The following is a 15,463-nucleotide window of genomic DNA, read 5'->3' as shown; positions in this document are numbered from 1 at the left end:
TGGTTATGCCCCTAGATGATGTTTCGGCCACTGGCGGTGGAGACGTCGAACTGGCCGGTTACTGCGGCGGTGATGAGTGCTTGGCGACGTTCCGATAGAAGGGCCATCTGACGGCCCGTTGCGTCGGCCAGAGTATCGATTTGCGAATTCGATGCTCGGATGCTCGATACGATCGCTTGCTGCGTCTCAATCGACGGCAGTGGAATCCTCAGCATCTGCAGATCTGGCACATATATCGTCTTGTGAGTAGAGCCCATAGCGAGCCGATTCAGCAGATCGGACCGCATTGCACGAAGGCACCACAACAAGTAATACGGCTCAAGCCTCGGCCCACAAGTCCAGGTCACAATGTCCTGACTTGTAGCCATAGCAGTTCCTATCACTGCCGAGTACCCAGCCGATGCTGCCGTTCGGCACAAAACAACGGTTCTCGCTGGATGTACGGCGGCCGCCGAATTGGCCAACCCAAGCTCGCTGATCTTCTCGCGGGTGGTGGACAACGTCTCCAGTCGGTCGTCGCGCATCTGATGGACTTCGCCAGTCGTCACCCACGGGATTGTGCAGTCAACCCACCAATCTGGACGATTCCGGCTGGGTGTATGACCACTGCCCATCCTAGCTACAAGTCCCAGACGAATTTCATCCCATCCCTCACCCACAACAGTCAGCCACGGAAGCGAAGATGGACGTGTGATTGATTGATCCGCACCGGACACAGCGTCGATAACCGCGCTACGTCGACGCTCTGCCAACCGATTGCGAAGGTTATTAGATGCCTGACCAAGCTGATCGAGCCTAGATGTTTCGGCGTCAAGGAAGTCGGCGATGCGGCGCTGCTCCTCCAGCGGAGGCAATGGGGTTCGAAGCTGCTCGATGTCTGGCATGTAGATCGTCTTGTGAGTGGACCCCATCGCGACGCGCTTTAGATCAGGCGCCATACCCCTGAGAACGTGAAGGAGAAATCGGGAGTCCAGCCGAGAATCACATGTCCATGTTGCGAAATCCTGACTGGTCGCCATCGCAGAACCCATTATCGCCGAAAACCCAACCGATGCTGTTCGCGACAAGATTACAGTGCCAGCCGGATGCAACGTCGCAGATGAGTTTGCCATCCCAACCTTGCTGATCTTTTCTTTGGTTGTCGAGATTACGTCCACGCCGCCACCCCTGAGCTGCCAGACATCCGCGAGGGTGACCCAAGGAACCGTGCAGTCTTCCCAATACTCCGGAACCTTGCGGCTCGGCGTGTGCCCGGAGCCTAACCGTGCAACAAGTCGGATCGGCACGGTTGGCCAACGGGCGGCCATCAGCCACGGCGCGATGTTGCCGCCGCTCAACGAGTCACCCCCTCGAGAAGCGTCTTAATCTCCGATTCCAGCGTACGCAATTCAGCGTCGATCACCGCCAATGGCCGCGGAGGTTCGTACACATAAAAGTGCCGCGTGAATGGGATCTCATAGCCAACCTTGGTCTTGCTGTGGTCGATCCACGCATGTGGAACATGTGGAAGAACTTCGCGTGCGAGGTACTCCTCGACATCTTCCTTCAGCGGAACGTTTTCATAGTCGCGCAGCTCCGGGTCAGGTTCGGGTTCGCCTTTGATCATTTGAACTTCCCCATGCGCGTCGCGGATTCCAACGGCATCACGGAGGACCTTGGCGAATGGCGCGCCGGAGGGCCATGGTTCGCCGGCTCCGACCACTGCGTCTTTCAGCGTGTTGATAGTTTCGGTTTTGGTCTTCCATCCGGTCCCGGCCAACGGTTGCAACAGCTTCCGGAAGGCTGCGGTATCGGAGTAGAGCTTTCCGATCGGACCGGAGTTCTCCAGCTTGTCGAGCGCTTCCTCCGTGAGCTCGAACCGCAACGTGAGAGGGCGTTCGACGGTGATCCGCCGGTACCCGAAGTCACTATTGTCGAACACCTTCACTTTACCGTGCTGCGCGTGCTCCGGATCGGCTGCCGCATCGATGGCGTCGCGGTACAGCACCGTGATGTCCTCGATCTGCGAATCTGACACTCGTTTACGCTTGTCGCCGAGTGACTTTCGCATCTTCTCCGAGTACTCCCGCGCGTCCAGTAGCACCACCTTGCCCTGGTTCGCGGGGGCCTTACGATTGGTGAGGATCCAGAAATATGTCGAGATACCGGTGTTGTAGAACAGCTGATCCGGTAGCGCGACAACCGCTTCCAGCCAATCGTTCTCGATGATCCACTTGCGAATATTGGATTCACCGGACTCAGCGGCGCCCGTGAACAACGGTGAGCCGTTGAAGACGATGGCGACCCGACTACCGCCAGCCGAGGCCGGGTTCATCTTGCTCAACATGTGCTGCAGGAACAACAGCGAGCCGTCGTTGATGCGGGGGAGCCCGGCGGCGAACCGGCCAGCCTCACCGAGACTCTTGTGCTCCCACTCGACAGCCTCCTTCACCTTCTTCCATTCCACACCGAACGGCGGGTTGGCGAGAAGGTAGTGGGCCTTGAGGTGCTGGTGGCCGTCATCGCTGAACGAGTTGCCGAAAGCGATATTGCCAGGGTTCTGACCCTTGATCATCAGGTCGGATCGGCAGATCGCCCAAGATTCGGGGTTGAGTTCCTGGCCGTAGACCTCCACGCGCGCTTGCGGATTCAGCGCGGTGATGTGTTCTTCAGCGGCGCTGAGCATGCCGCCGGTGCCGCAGGCGGGGTCGAGGACGCGGCGGGTGACGCCGGGCATCTTGATCAGTTCGGCGTCGGGCGCGATGAGCAGGTTCACCATCAGCTCGATTACCTCGCGCGGGGTGAAGTGCTCGCCGGCGGTCTCGTTGGACTGCTCCGAGAAGCGGCGGATGAGCTCTTCGAAGATGTAGCCCATGTTGTGGTTGGAGACCACCTCGGGACGCAAGTCGAGGTCGGCGAACTTGCCGATCACCTTGTAAAGCAGGTCAGCGCTGTCGAGCTTGCGGATCTGCTGGGCGAATTCGTACTTCTCCAGCACCTCGGCGGCGTTCGGGGAAAAGCCGCCGATGTAGGTGAGCAGGTTCTTGGCGACGTGGTTGGGGTCGCCGAGGACCTTCTTCAGGCTCAGGTCGGTGGCGTTGTAGAACGCGGTGCCCGAGGCGCGGCGCAGGAACGGGTCGACGTCCACATCGCCGCCACTCATCTGCTGGGCGACGGCATGCACCTTCTCGCGGGTCGGTTCGAGCACACATTCCAACCGGCGCATCACGGTGAACGGCAGGATCACCTTGCCGTAGTCGGACTGTTTGTAATCGCCGCGCAGCAGGTCTGCGACCGACCACGCGTGGTTGGCCAGTTCGGAGTGCTTGTTGGTGTTCACTTCCTGCCTCTCTGCGGCTTCGGCTCCTCGGAGCCCGGGGTGTTCGGTGGTTCCAGTGCGCCGGCTGTGAGACCGGTGCCGAGCAGACCCGCCAATTCGGTGACCGAGTCGGCGGCGCGGCGGGCGGTGACCCGCAGGTCGTGCAGGTGACGGAAGGCAGCGCCGTAACGCTGCTGCTGCGCCAATGGGAGCAACGGTATGCGAATACGGGTCGGGTCGTTGCGGATCGTGGTGCCCATGGTGGCGTGCGAGTTCTCGGGGCTGCCGACGAACCCGGCGAGGAACCAGGGATCGAGGCGGGCCGGCTCGGTGCGCAACACCATGAGCTGGGGACCGACGACGGCGCCCACATCGGACTTTCCCGCCACCCTGGCGCGCACTGATTCCGATCGGCTTCCGGCGATCCGCGGAACCAGCACATCGTCGAGTTCTATGAGCTGGGTGGACAGTCTCGACTGCTCCCCCAGCACACCCGTCGGCTCGGTACCGGTCACCACATCACGCGCCTCCAGGACGGGACGCCCTGCATCCTCACCGGTGGATCGCTCTTCGGGCAGCGGCTGCGCTTGTAGTCGGCGTAGCGCGCCGCCTGCGGCCAGGTCGGCGAGGGTGGCGGTGCGCCACGTGGTGCTATCGATCCGCTGCCAGTCGCCGAGTTGACTTGTCACAGAGACCAACTCGTCTACGCGCTCGGCCAGTTGGACCTGCGCCAGCCGGGCCGTGTCGGCGAGACCGGCGGCGTCAAGGGCGGCCCGCACATACCTGGCGGGCGTGAGGTCGACCTCGTCGTCGAGCAGATCCATCACCCGCACCGGCGTCGCCGCATCATCGATCACCGCCGAGCCGGGCACGCCCTCCTCGAAGCCACGCCACGCATCGACGACGGCATTAGTGAGCAGCTCCCAGTCGATCCGGCCGCGTTCCACGCCCGCGAGCAGGGAACAGTCTGCGAGCCACACCTCGTCCGGTACTGGCAGTGCGGGGTCAGGGCGTCGCAGCACCCACAATTGCAAACCGATATGCATAGGCTGGGCCGCGCCGGGCGGCAAGGCGATCACCGAACGCAACGCCCCCGCCCGCAGCAGAGCCGCCCGGATACGCCGACCGGAGGTCCGCATCGCCATCGCGGGCGGCAGCAGCAACACCGCGACGCCGCCGGGACGCAGATGCGCCAGGGAGTGCTGCACCCAGGCAAGCTCGGATTCGCTGCGCGGCGGCGGTCCGTACTCCCAGCGGGGATCGAGCGCGAGGTCTTCGGAACCCCAATCACGTTGCCCGTAGGGTGGATTGGTGAGGACCGCGTCGACCTGAAGGCCAGCGAAGCCGTCGTCGAACAGACTGTCACCGGTATGCACCGTCACCTCGGCCGCTGGGGCCAGTAGCCCGACCAGGACAGCCGTGCGCTCGGCTTGTACCGGCAATACGTCCTGCCCGTAGTACGCATGCGCGCCGGTGCCAACAGCTTCGGCCAGCAGCGTTCCTCCACCGCAGGCGGGGTCGAGAATCGACTCGGGTGTCACTCCAGCCGCCAGCACCAGCTCGACCATCAGCCGGGCAATCGGTATCGGCGTCGAATACACCCCGGTTGTCGGCCCCTCCTCCAGCCCACGCTCGGACAGCACGTCGAGCACCGCCCGCGGACCGGAATCCATGGCCAGCGCCCTGATCGCCGCGCCGACTGCGGCTGGCATATCCGCGAGTTCTACTGCGGCGCTCTCTGTCTCGAGAAGCTCCGGCAGCGACACGATCAATCTCGGCACCTGTCCGGGAAGTACGTGCGTCCGCAGCAACGTCCGCAATCGCGCCGATGGCGTTTCCGCCGCCTCGACCCCGTGCGCGTCGAGCCACCGCTGGACTTCGGTCAGGTCGAACAGTGGCCGCGACTCACTGCCACCCGACGCGGCCGGGAAGTTCGCATGCCTGCGTCGCCAGTTGCTCACGGTCGCGCGGGTGACACCGGCCAACCGGGAGATCTCCGCGGCGGTCACCAGCGGTGTGGTCTCCGACATAAGCCTCCTCCATCCCACATGTACACACTACGTGTTCCTACAGCTTTGCCTAGAGGCAAGCGGAAGTCAATCGCAAACTAATGATTGACAATGCTTTCACTGTCTCGTAGTGTTTCGCTCAGGCCGATCGGCCGCACCTGTCCACGAATCACTGTGGGCGACAGGGGTTATCACGCATCGGATGCACGGCGACCGGCAACGCCACGTCGCAGCGCTCGGGAAGGGGAGACATGGCTAGCCATCGAAAGCATCGCGGTCACCGCCGTCCGCACCGCACTACCCGTGAACTCACGGTGCGCAGCGGCGCCGACCTCCGGCGCCGACACGCCGGAATACCTACCACTCGGTGCGCCGGCGGAAAACGGCGATATTTCAATCGCGGCGATGCGGAGCTCGTGCTGGCCAACCTCGGCCCACAGCGCCGGGAGAAGCGGTCCTACGAGTGCCCCGGATGCCACGGCTGGCACCTGACCAGTCAGACCCTGGACGAATACCGCACGAGCCAGCTCGAACCGCGCCCCACCAGCCTCCGATTCACCGATATTCCGGCGTCAGGGCGGGTGCCGAACCCTGCCGAGCTCGCCGCGCGATCGCCGGCGCGGCGGGGCACTGCGGTCGTGCCACCACGTCCGGCGGGCCGGACCTACTCAGACCACGGCAAACGTCTCCGTTCCCGGGCCCACGCGGTCGTCCGGTGGGCGCTACGGGCGCTGCGCAGTCGATAACCATCCCATTCCCTCGCGGCGGACCGAGCCCCGCCTGCCCACCCCAAAAGGAAATCGAGTGACTGACAACCTCTCCTTCGCGGCCTTCGACGTCGAGACCGCAAACCCCAAACACGGCAGCATCTGCGCAATCGGCGTCGCCGTCGTTCACAAAGGCGTTCGGGTAGCGACACATTCGTGGTTGTGCCGCCCACCTGCGACGGTCGGCGAGTTCGCGCCCCGCAACATGGGAATCCACAAGATCACCCCGAGCACAGTGGCCGGGGAACCCACCTTCGCGCAGCGACTGCCTGAACTTCTGGACACGATCGGCGACCTACCGGTGGTAGCGCACAACGCAGTCTTCGACATGGGAAACCTCACCCGCGCTTGTGAATTCAGTGGCGTCATGTTGCCGGGATGGCAGTACGGGTGCACCTACGCCTGGTCGAAGCGACAGCTGCTGCTCGGTGGCCACAAGCTCAATCAGGTCGCTGCGGCGCTCGGGATCACCCTCGACAACCACCACGACGCCCGTGCCGACGCGGCCGCCGCCGCCGACATCGCGATCGCGCTGGCACGAATGGCTGGTGTACGTGATCTCGCGGATCTGGCGCGGTTCAACGGAACCCGACTGACTCACCTCAGTGGAGTACGGCGATGAACGATCCGATCGACACGCCGAATGGCCTCCCCGGAAACCCGCCTGCGGTCCATCCTCCGACCACCCTGGCGGCAAATCATTATTTAGCCCGTCACCCGGCCCCGGCCGCCAACTCACCCGCTCGACCGCACCCGGTGCCGCCGCGATCCGCTCCACCGATACCCAACTATCACGCTGCGCCACAACCTGTTCCGCATGGATACGGGATGCCGCCCGGCTACCCGATGCCGATCATCTCCATCACCCAGAACAACGGGATCGGCGCGGGCCCGATCGTCGTCCGGCGCGGGGTCAATCACGGTCTGCATCTGGTCCTGACACTTGTCACGTGCGGACTGTGGCTGCCGATTTGGATCATCGTCGCCATCCTTGACGCGATGAAACGACCGTGAGCACCCCGTTCGCCTGAGCATGTTCTCGACGTCCAATCGCCCTCCCAGAGGGCGGCATACACATCGAAGAGAAGGTAGAAGTCTTGATGAACTGCCAATCCGCACAGTGGAATTCGACAGGTCTGTTGGCAAGGCTCGTTCGTGGACTGGGATTCAGCGCCGTGACCATGGTCGCTGTCACCGGGTGCGGTGTAGGCCAAGGCACCGACACGGCGACTCCTATTGCCACATCATCAGTTCGGGTGACAACTGGTGCTCCATCGGTCACGCCCATCCGGGTGGTGCCGACTACGACCGCAGTCGCGGCCGCGCCGACGACGGCCGTTGTTCCGGTCGCGCCGCCTACTACCGTCGCTGCTCCTACCGTCCTCATGCCCGCGGTGGTGTGCATGAATCTGCAGGAGGCGCAGAACCGGATTCAAGCGGCCGGCGTCTTCTTCTCCCGTTCAACCGACGCGACCGGGAAAGGACGAGCCCAAGTGCTGGACCGCAATTGGGTCGTGGTGGCACAGAACCCGGCGCCGGGCGTCCCGATCGGCGAGGGACAGGCCGTGCTGTCGGTGGTGAAGTACGGCGAATCCAACCAATGCTGACCCGGGCGATTCCCACCGCGGGGACCGTTCCTGCACGGATCGTCCGGTGGCTGGAACCAGACGGCGACTGACGACTGCCGCGCCCCCATCAATCCGAACCACAGGGAGAAACCGTGCACGGCTTCGCAATCGTCGATAGGCAACCGGTCGCCGACGTCACCGCCATCTGGCAGACCACCCGCACCGAAAACCTCGTTCGCCACACTAATGCGGTGGTCATCGAGCACAACGACCCTGAATACAACACGAAGGTCCAGTCGCTCACAGCGAATCGGTGCGTAGTCATCACTCAGGGCTCCGAACTCCCACCCAAGCTGGTGCACGCACAGCACATCGACTTCCTCGACGACTTCCTCGACCGAATCACTGCTCATCAAGGCCGCATCCTCGAGGCGATCACGAACTATTCACGGCGAGAAAAGACGAAACTGATGTGTCCGCAATTTGCGCCGGTCGCAGCACTCGCCGCACCCGAGGCCGACGAACCTCGATTCCGTGCGCTGGCGGTCGCCAACTATGTCTGTGCGATGTGGACGGCATGGCTATCGGCCGAGGAACAACGTGTCCGCCGAACGGTGTCGCCGAAGACCGGCAACTCACCTTGGATCATGACGCCAGACCTCAGCAGCCGAACCATCGCAGAATTTCCGACCGGTTTCGCCGAGGGCATGAAGCCCAACTCCCGGTAGACCTGCGGTGAGATCCGTAAATTCGTCAGCTCGCGATAGGCATGCTCCAAGCCTCACCGATGGTGGGGACTCCACTCATTCGACCAGGGGATCGTCCATGCAGCAATCGCCATCCGCCACCACTACTTCCGATGTTTCAACAGGTCGGCTCATCGACCTTGTCACAGCGGCCGTGACCGTCGACACGACGTTGCCGACGGCAGTTGCCGAGACGATACTGGCAGCCTTCCCCGAGAGCGCTACCCCCACGACGTCCGACGCGGGTGGGGCGTTGGCAGGGATGTTCGTCCGCTCGATCACGGTCAACGGGTTCCGAGGGATCGGACGTGAGACCCGTCTACCCGTACAACCTTCGCTCGGTTTGACGCTCGTGGTCGGCCGAAACGGTTGCGGCAAGTCCAGTTTCGCCGAGGCCGCAGAGTTCGCGCTCACTGGCGACAACCAGCGGTGGGCGAACAGGTCCAAGATCTGGAAGGACGGTTGGCGAAACCTGCACGAGGGCACGACACCACGAATCGCTGTCGAACTGCAGACCGAGTGCCCTGACAACCCGTTGACGATCACTGGAAGCTGGGGTGCGAGCACAGCTCTCGACGCAGGAGAGTGGACTGCGAAACGCAAGTCGGGTGAGGCCGGCCCACTGGATCGTTCGCAACTCGCCCAGCCGCTCGAGCTGTACCGACCCTTCCTGTCCTACAGCGAGCTGGGTTCCCTCATCGACGGGACACCGAGCGGAATGTATGACGCGCTACACAGCTTGCTCGGCCTCGATGACCTGACGACCGCGCTGGCATCGCTGCAGCGCAAGCGCCTCGACCTGGACAAGGCACTCAAGGACGTCAAGCGCGGCAAGGACTCACTGATCTCGGAACTCGCGATCGTCGAAGACGATCGGGCACGAGTGGTCGAAAAACAGCTGCAGGCACGCATTGTCGATGTCGACGCCATTTCCCGGACGGTGGTCGGTTCCGGCGAGGCGTCCGGAACCGGATCAGCCCTGTCGGCGGTGACAGCCGTCGAGCTACCGACGGAAGAGGTCGTCTCCGAAGCCCTTGCACAACTCACGACCGCGACCAGTCGCCTCCTCGGAGCCGCAACCTCGGACGCCGAGTCGAGTGCCAAGTTGCTGAAGCTCTTGACGCTGGCGTCGGAATTCACGGATGGCGCCGACTGCCGATGCCCGGTGTGCGGCGAAGGTGAACTCAACGAACGGTGGCGAGGCAATGCTCGACAGACCGTCGCCGAGATCCGGACCCGCACAACAGAGCTCGCCGAGGCGGAACGACAGCACAGCACGGCATCGGCCGCCGTTCGCCAGCTGATCAGACCGCTCCCCGCGATCCTGTCGAACTGCCCGATCGAGTCGGGTAACGCCGTCAACGCGTGGCGGCAATGGGCCGAGCTCGCTACCGCCGAACATGCAGCGCTGCCCGCCCAGCTGCGAGACCGACATCGGCGGGTTCACGAGGCATTTGCCGATCTGAAGACCCGTGCTCACACCGAACTGGCTCGGCTCGACGACGTGTGGTCACCCCTTGCCCGACAGGTCGCCACCTGGGCCGACAGCGCTAGTGCGTGCGTCGGCGCGGCCGACGAACTGAAGACGGTCAAGACCGCGGAGATTTGGCTCAAGAACGCGGCTGTAGCCCTACGCGACGAGCGGATGCGACCGCTGACCGAACTGTCGCAGCGGGTCTGGACGACACTGCGGCAGCAGAGCAATGTCGAGCTCGGCGGTGTCGTACTGGAAGGCACGGCACAAACTCGACGGGTCAGCCTCGACGTGACAGTCGACGGTGTCGCCGGAGCGGCTCTCGGGGTCATGAGCCAGGGCGAGCTGCACTCGCTCGGACTCTCGTTGTTTCTCCCCCGAGCCACAGCTGAACAGAGTCCATTCCGATTCCTGATGATCGACGACCCCGTCCAGTCGATGGACCCGACGAAGGTCGATGGGTTGGCTCGAGTGATCGCCGACGTCGCTCGCACGAGGCAAGTGATCGTATTCACCCACGACCTGCGGCTTCCAGAAGCAGTGCGGCGCTTGCAGATTCCTGCGACGGTCCTCGACGTTCAGCGCCGGGAACGATCTGTAGTCGAAGTCCGGGTTTCAATCGACCCGGTCCGCCGCTACATCGACGACGCCCGCGCTCTGAGCCTCACCCGTAATCTTCCGCGCGAAGAAGCCGACGAGATGATCGCGCTCTGCTGCCGACTCGCGATCGAATCCGCCGCCACCACCCAGGTCAGGAGAGTCCTCGGCGAGCACGGGTTCCGGCAATCCGACATCACCGAACAGCTCGACAAAGCCGAACGCACCGTGCAGAAACTGGCACTGGCCGTGTTCTACGACCGGACCAGGGAATCCGACATTCTCGCCCACCTCGACCGCGAGCTCGCCCCCTGGGCCTCAACCGTTGTCCGGATGTGCAACAGCGGTGCCCATGGCAGCACCCGTGACGAACTCGGCGACCTGATCAACCGCGCGGAAAGGATCGCCAAGTGGCTCAACCGTTGAGCTCCGTCAACTCGCGTCTTCGGACCGCAGACAACCTCATCACGGACGCAGGATCCGATATCGGTGGGATGTGGCCCCGAGCCAGCGCCTGGATGTTGCGAATCGCCATGGAGCAGGCGATTCGGGAATTGTGGCGAGCCGTTTCACCGAAGATGGAGCGAGTGACAGTGCGAGCGCAACTTCTCGTGCTACCCAAGTACATCGGTGAGGAAGCGGCCGGCGAAGCGCGACTGCTGTGGTCAGAGCTGTCGACGACGGCACACCACAACGACTATCAGCTCGCTCCGGCCGTCGAGGAACTGCGGCGCTGGCAGGAAGCCGCCGAACGAGTTGCCAATGCAATCGACGCCGCGATCAGCGCAAGAAACGCTGGCGCGACACCACCGAGCGGCTGACGCGCGAATCCGGTAGTACTGAATCCAGTTCCAAAACCCTTCACAAGAATAAATCTGACGACAGAACAATCTCGCAATCGAGCATTATCGATTTGCAATCATGCGGGACTTCAGATTAACTTCCCACACACAGTCCGGCACCAGCTCTCCACCTTCGTCTTTTGCGGTTGCCACAATGTCAGCGCCAGCTTCTGTCAGGTAGTGAATTTCATCGCGGAAGTTCAGATCCGTACGCCTCACCAAGCCGCCGCGCGGCGCGATCACAGAATGTAGATCGTCGAAGTATATTTTCTCTGGCATATCGGCTACCAATGCCGCAACCGGAATGGGGATCGAAGTCCCCCACTCTAGGCGGTGCACTGACAACTTTATCCCGAAGGATACCCACCCCTCTTCCTTATCGGGATTGAAATCTATTTGAACCAACCCGTAGTCGCGTCGCATCCAAGCACGTTTTTTTTCGACTTCCTCATAAAATTCAGAATCGCCCATTATCTGGTCGACACTTCTTACACTCGCCCCATTGCGGAGCCCGAACAGAGAATCGGAAATCGCTACTTCTGCAATGAATTCATGAAACCCTATCAGCATCGACCTCGCGCTCCTCTTCGTTTGCACACGTCGCACTCTCGACGAATATCCAGAAATATCCGATGCATCATTCTATACGCTCGAGCGCCTTGATGAGGAAGTTCATCTCTGCCGCCTTGTTCTTTGCGTTTCCCCAATTATGCGCGTTCATCTCGGTCATTGCCGCCCGTGATTTATCAATCAGGTCCGCTCGAAGATCGGCATTAGAGTATATCTCGGATACGACGCGGCGTAGCTGAGCATCATTCGGCGTACCGTTCGACATTCGCAAGCCTTCTACACCGATCGACCCGTCATGATGGGCAAACACACGTACTTCCTTGCCACCAATGTGCACATGCGCCCCCTTCGTCGCCCAGTCCGCGCTCATCGATGAGACCCTGACAGGGCAGGGCGTTAGCCCAAGAGGGTCGGCCCATGTCGTGGGGTTATCTGGATAAATGTTGGGGTTGGGCGACGGCGTAAGACCCAGAATGTCTTGAGTGAGGTAGCGGCCGGTTTCCGGGTCATAGTAGCGATGGAGGTTGTAGTGGAGTCCGGTTTCCGGGTCGTATTGTTGACCCTGGAAGCGATGCGGGGTGTCGGGGCCGGTCCAGACCGTTTGCCCCCAGAGCGTTGCGGTCGCCGTTGAGCCTACTTCTCCGGTTGCTGGATCAGCGAGGTGACTCGGACTGCCTTCTAGATTGGTGACGATCGCCCAGAATCTGTCGTCGACAGATTGAGTCAGGGGGATGTGGGTTGTGGGATGGTTGGTCCAGGTGTGGGTACGCGCGCCGGCGTGGTTTGAGGTCGATTGTTCGGTGAGATGGACCCCGTCCCAGGCGAATTTGGTATAAGTGTTGCTGGCGTGGTGTTGCTTGCTGATTCGGCGACCGAATGCGTCGTAGGTGTAGTACCAGGTGGTGTTGTCCGGGGTGGTTGCTTCGACAAGTTGGTCGAAGGCGTTGTACCGGTAGTGCCAGATAGCTGGCTTACGGGAAATCCGGGTCTTTTCTTTGCGGACAAGGCGACCAGCCGTGTCGTAGAAGTAGCGGGCACGTCCGGTGCGGACGAGGAGGTTGTTGCGGTACTCCGCACGCTGGTCTGTGGAAGGCACGTCCATTTGGTAACCGGCGGCGATGGGATCGGGTGGTACCGGTGATGCCGGAACCGCGACAGTGGTGAGATTCGACAAGGCGTCGTAGGTGTATTCCTCGGAGGTCCCGGCGCCCGGGCTCGCAATGCGGGTGATGCGACCGATCACATCCAGGGTGTAGTCGCGCCGTCGGCTCGATGCGGGCGTGGTAGTGGTATGGCTCGTAACGCACCCATCCGGACGCCAGGTGTAATCGTCGCGCTCGAGCAATTGGGTGGGTGAGCTGGTCCGCGGATCGAGCTGGACGAGTTCGCGGCTGAGGGTATAGCCGGCGGGACTGTAGGTATTGTGTTGGCCGATCCCCGCACTGCGCCAGCTATTCTGACGCCCCATCGCATCGTGGGTGAAGTCGAATCGGTGCCCGCGTGAGGTTAGGGCGGCGACTTGTCCTGTCGGCGTGTGTTCGTACGTGGTTGTCGCGCCACTGGGAGTCGTGTATCCAATTCGGCGACCGTGACGATCGTAGTCATAGGCAATGGTTTGGCTGTCGACACGTTGGGCGAGCATGCGCCCTGCCGCGGTGTGTTCGAAAGTGACAGAGTGGATGGTGCTGTTGTGGTTGCCGTTTCGAGCAGTCGCGAGCCGGCCGGTCGGGGTATAGGTGTTGGTAATCCATTCACTGGTGTCGGTGCTGACGCCAGTGAATCGGCCGAGGACATCGTAGGTGAGGCGGCGTTGAACACCCGCAGGTGTCGTGATGATGGCAGGTCGATTGAGCAGGTCGAACTGGGTCTGGGTGACCGATCCGTTGTAGTCGGTTTCAGTGCGGACGTTGCCCGCCAGATCGTATTCGTAGGTCCAGGTGTCGCCAAGCGGGTTGGTGACCGAGGTGAGTCTGCCTTCGGTGTCGTGGGAGTAGGCGGTGATAGCGCCGTCGGGCGCTTCGCGGGTACTGACCAGGTCAAAGGTGCCGTAGGCGTAGCGGGTGAGCGCACCGATCTGGTTGGTGTGGGTAAGTAGGTTCGCTTCGCCGTCATAGGTCCACGACTGCGTCGTGCCATCGGTGTCTGTGTGGGAGAGCAGCTTTCCCTCGGCGGAATAGCAGTGCGTGCTGATACCACCGATCGGGTCGGTAATGATGGTGGGCTGACCGAACATGTCGCGCTCGACAACCGTGACCGCGTTGCCGGGTTCGGTGATCCGGATCGGCAGGCCAGCGGCGTCGATGTCGATATGGGTTGTGGCGCCCGTCGACATCGTGATCGAAGCCGGAGCACCGCACTGATGGTGGGTGTACGTGGTGGTCACACCGTCGGCGTCGGAGATGCTGGTGAGGTTGCCGTCGTCGTCATATGTCCGGGTAATCGTCGTGCCGTCGACATCGCTCACAATGGCCGGACGGCGCGGTGCGGCGTAGCTGATCGAAATCACTTCCCGGTCTGGGCGGCGGAGCAGGACCAGATCGCCATCGAGGTTGTAGAGATAGGTGGTGATGTTGGCGTAAGCGTCGACATAGCGGACCGGCTGGCGGTACTCGTTGTAGTCGGTGACCGAGGACGCGCCACGCGGATCGATCAGGTTCCGAAGACACAGGTCTTCGTCGAACTCAAAGGTTGTAGTGGCGCCAAGCGAGTTGGTGTGGTGTGTGCGGACCCGCCGGAATTCGGGAAGGACTTCGTATGCGAAGGTCGCGGATAGGATTCCGTCGGACCCGACCTGCTTCACGACCCGTCCGGTCCGGTCGTAGGTGTTGTGCAATTCCGTACCGCGGGAGTCACGCCATGACAGCATCCGCGCGTCGCTGTCATACCGGTAGTGCGTGGCGGCGCCGACGCCGTTGATGACCGTGGTGAGATTGCCTGTTGTGTAGATGAATTCACGAACTCGGGTTGTTGCGGGAGCACCGTCTGGATCTGCTCCTACGACGGCTAGACCAGTGACGCGAGCGCCTTCGGTGGTGATTTCGACACGGTAGCCACCGGAATGGGTGATATGGGTAGGCGTGCCCTCGGGGCTGTAGTGGAATCGGATGTGATTGTGGTGGCGGTCGGTAATCTCAGTGATCGCGTAGCCGTCGCCTTCAGTGCCGAACCCCGACAGTGCAGGGTCCGGGATGAAACCCCAAGTAAGTTCGCGGTCCGAGTCGTGAACAAGATAGCCGCCAGTTTCGGTGCGCGTTATGGTCGCGCGGATTCCGTTGTGCACCGGGCGGACCGGGACGTCGGGAACGGTGTGGGGGAACTGCCACACCTCGCCGTCGGGTCCGACGAATCGGACTCCGACTTGGTCGACGGTCACCCGCATGTCAAGCGTGGCCGCCCACGACGGCCCGAACCAGCGACCGAACCGATACGACGAGCGATGGCGACGGGTGAGTACCAACGCCAACACGCCGGGGAGTTCGACATCGGTTGCAGGAAGGAGGAACTCGCCGGTCGCGACGTCGACCGGGTCACCACAGTCGGTGGTTTGCTTCGCGGTCTTGTTCAGGTCCGGCTTCTCGGAGCCGGACTGGTC

At 62.3% G+C, this 15,463-nt stretch carries 11 protein-coding genes; 6 read left to right on the top strand and 5 right to left on the bottom strand.

What is annotated here, in order from left to right; genetic code table 11:
- Window positions 1-11: 11 nt before the first annotated feature.
- The 3 genes from ACWFRF_RS22530 to ACWFRF_RS22520 are packed head-to-tail and all read right to left on the bottom strand — an operon-like array spanning window position 12 to window position 5,328.
- A complete protein-coding gene (locus ACWFRF_RS22530) occupies window positions 12-1,337 on the bottom strand; it encodes a restriction endonuclease subunit S (protein WP_452452073.1) in 1,326 nt (441 codons plus the stop codon).
- Entirely contained in the window at window positions 1,334-3,319 is a 1,986-nt protein-coding gene (locus ACWFRF_RS22525; protein ID WP_379313766.1) for a type I restriction-modification system subunit M, read from the bottom strand. Before ACWFRF_RS22525 ends, ACWFRF_RS22530 begins: the two co-directional genes overlap by 4 nt.
- Window positions 3,316-5,328 carry an N-6 DNA methylase gene (locus tag ACWFRF_RS22520; protein ID WP_452452070.1) on the bottom strand — a complete coding sequence of 671 codons (2,013 nt, stop codon included), beginning with the start codon at window positions 5,326-5,328 and terminating at the stop codon, window positions 3,316-3,318. The genes ACWFRF_RS22525 and ACWFRF_RS22520 overlap by 4 nt, the downstream gene beginning before the upstream one ends.
- A 783-nt stretch (window positions 5,329-6,111) precedes the next feature.
- On the opposite strand from ACWFRF_RS22520, the gene ACWFRF_RS22515 reads away from it, so the two are divergent.
- The 6 genes from ACWFRF_RS22515 (at window position 6,112) to ACWFRF_RS22490 (ending at window position 11,280) form a co-directional block, all read left to right on the top strand.
- A complete protein-coding gene (locus ACWFRF_RS22515; protein WP_452452068.1) occupies window positions 6,112-6,696 on the top strand; it encodes an exonuclease domain-containing protein in 585 nt (194 codons plus the stop codon).
- A complete protein-coding gene (locus tag ACWFRF_RS22510; RefSeq protein ID WP_379313770.1) occupies window positions 6,693-7,088 on the top strand; it encodes a hypothetical protein in 396 nt (131 codons plus the stop codon). The genes ACWFRF_RS22515 and ACWFRF_RS22510 overlap by 4 nt, the downstream gene beginning before the upstream one ends.
- 389 nt (window positions 7,089-7,477) lie before the next feature.
- Window positions 7,478-7,681, top strand: a complete 204-nt coding sequence (locus ACWFRF_RS22505; protein WP_379313771.1) for a PASTA domain-containing protein — start codon at window positions 7,478-7,480, stop codon at window positions 7,679-7,681.
- Window positions 7,682-7,794: 113 nt separating this feature from the next.
- Window positions 7,795-8,370: a hypothetical protein gene (locus tag ACWFRF_RS22500; RefSeq protein WP_452452066.1), complete on the top strand. Its 576-nt coding sequence runs from the start codon at window positions 7,795-7,797 to the stop codon at window positions 8,368-8,370.
- A gap of 97 nt (window positions 8,371-8,467) precedes the next feature.
- On the top strand, window positions 8,468-10,885 hold the full coding sequence (locus tag ACWFRF_RS22495) for an AAA family ATPase (RefSeq protein ID WP_452452064.1): 2,418 nt from the start codon (window positions 8,468-8,470) through the stop codon (window positions 10,883-10,885).
- A 92-nt stretch (window positions 10,886-10,977) separates the two neighbouring features.
- Window positions 10,978-11,280, top strand: coding sequence for a hypothetical protein (locus tag ACWFRF_RS22490; protein ID WP_379318186.1), 303 nt, complete (start codon window positions 10,978-10,980; stop codon window positions 11,278-11,280).
- 84 nt (window positions 11,281-11,364) lie between these two features.
- Here ACWFRF_RS22490 and ACWFRF_RS22485 read toward each other — a convergent pair whose 3' ends face one another.
- Both ACWFRF_RS22485 and ACWFRF_RS22480 read right to left on the bottom strand, forming a co-directional pair.
- Window positions 11,365-11,871 (bottom strand): hypothetical protein, encoded by a 507-nt coding sequence (locus ACWFRF_RS22485; RefSeq protein WP_452452062.1) that lies wholly within the window; start codon window positions 11,869-11,871, stop codon window positions 11,365-11,367.
- A gap of 67 nt (window positions 11,872-11,938) precedes the next feature.
- On the bottom strand, window positions 11,939-15,463 hold a 3,525-nt coding region (locus tag ACWFRF_RS22480), incomplete at its 5' end, for a DUF6531 domain-containing protein (protein WP_452452061.1).

This window comes from Nocardia sp. NPDC055165, assembly GCF_053606985.1.
The sequence above is the reverse complement of the archived record's forward strand: the minus strand, read 5'-3'. Positions and strand labels throughout refer to the sequence as shown.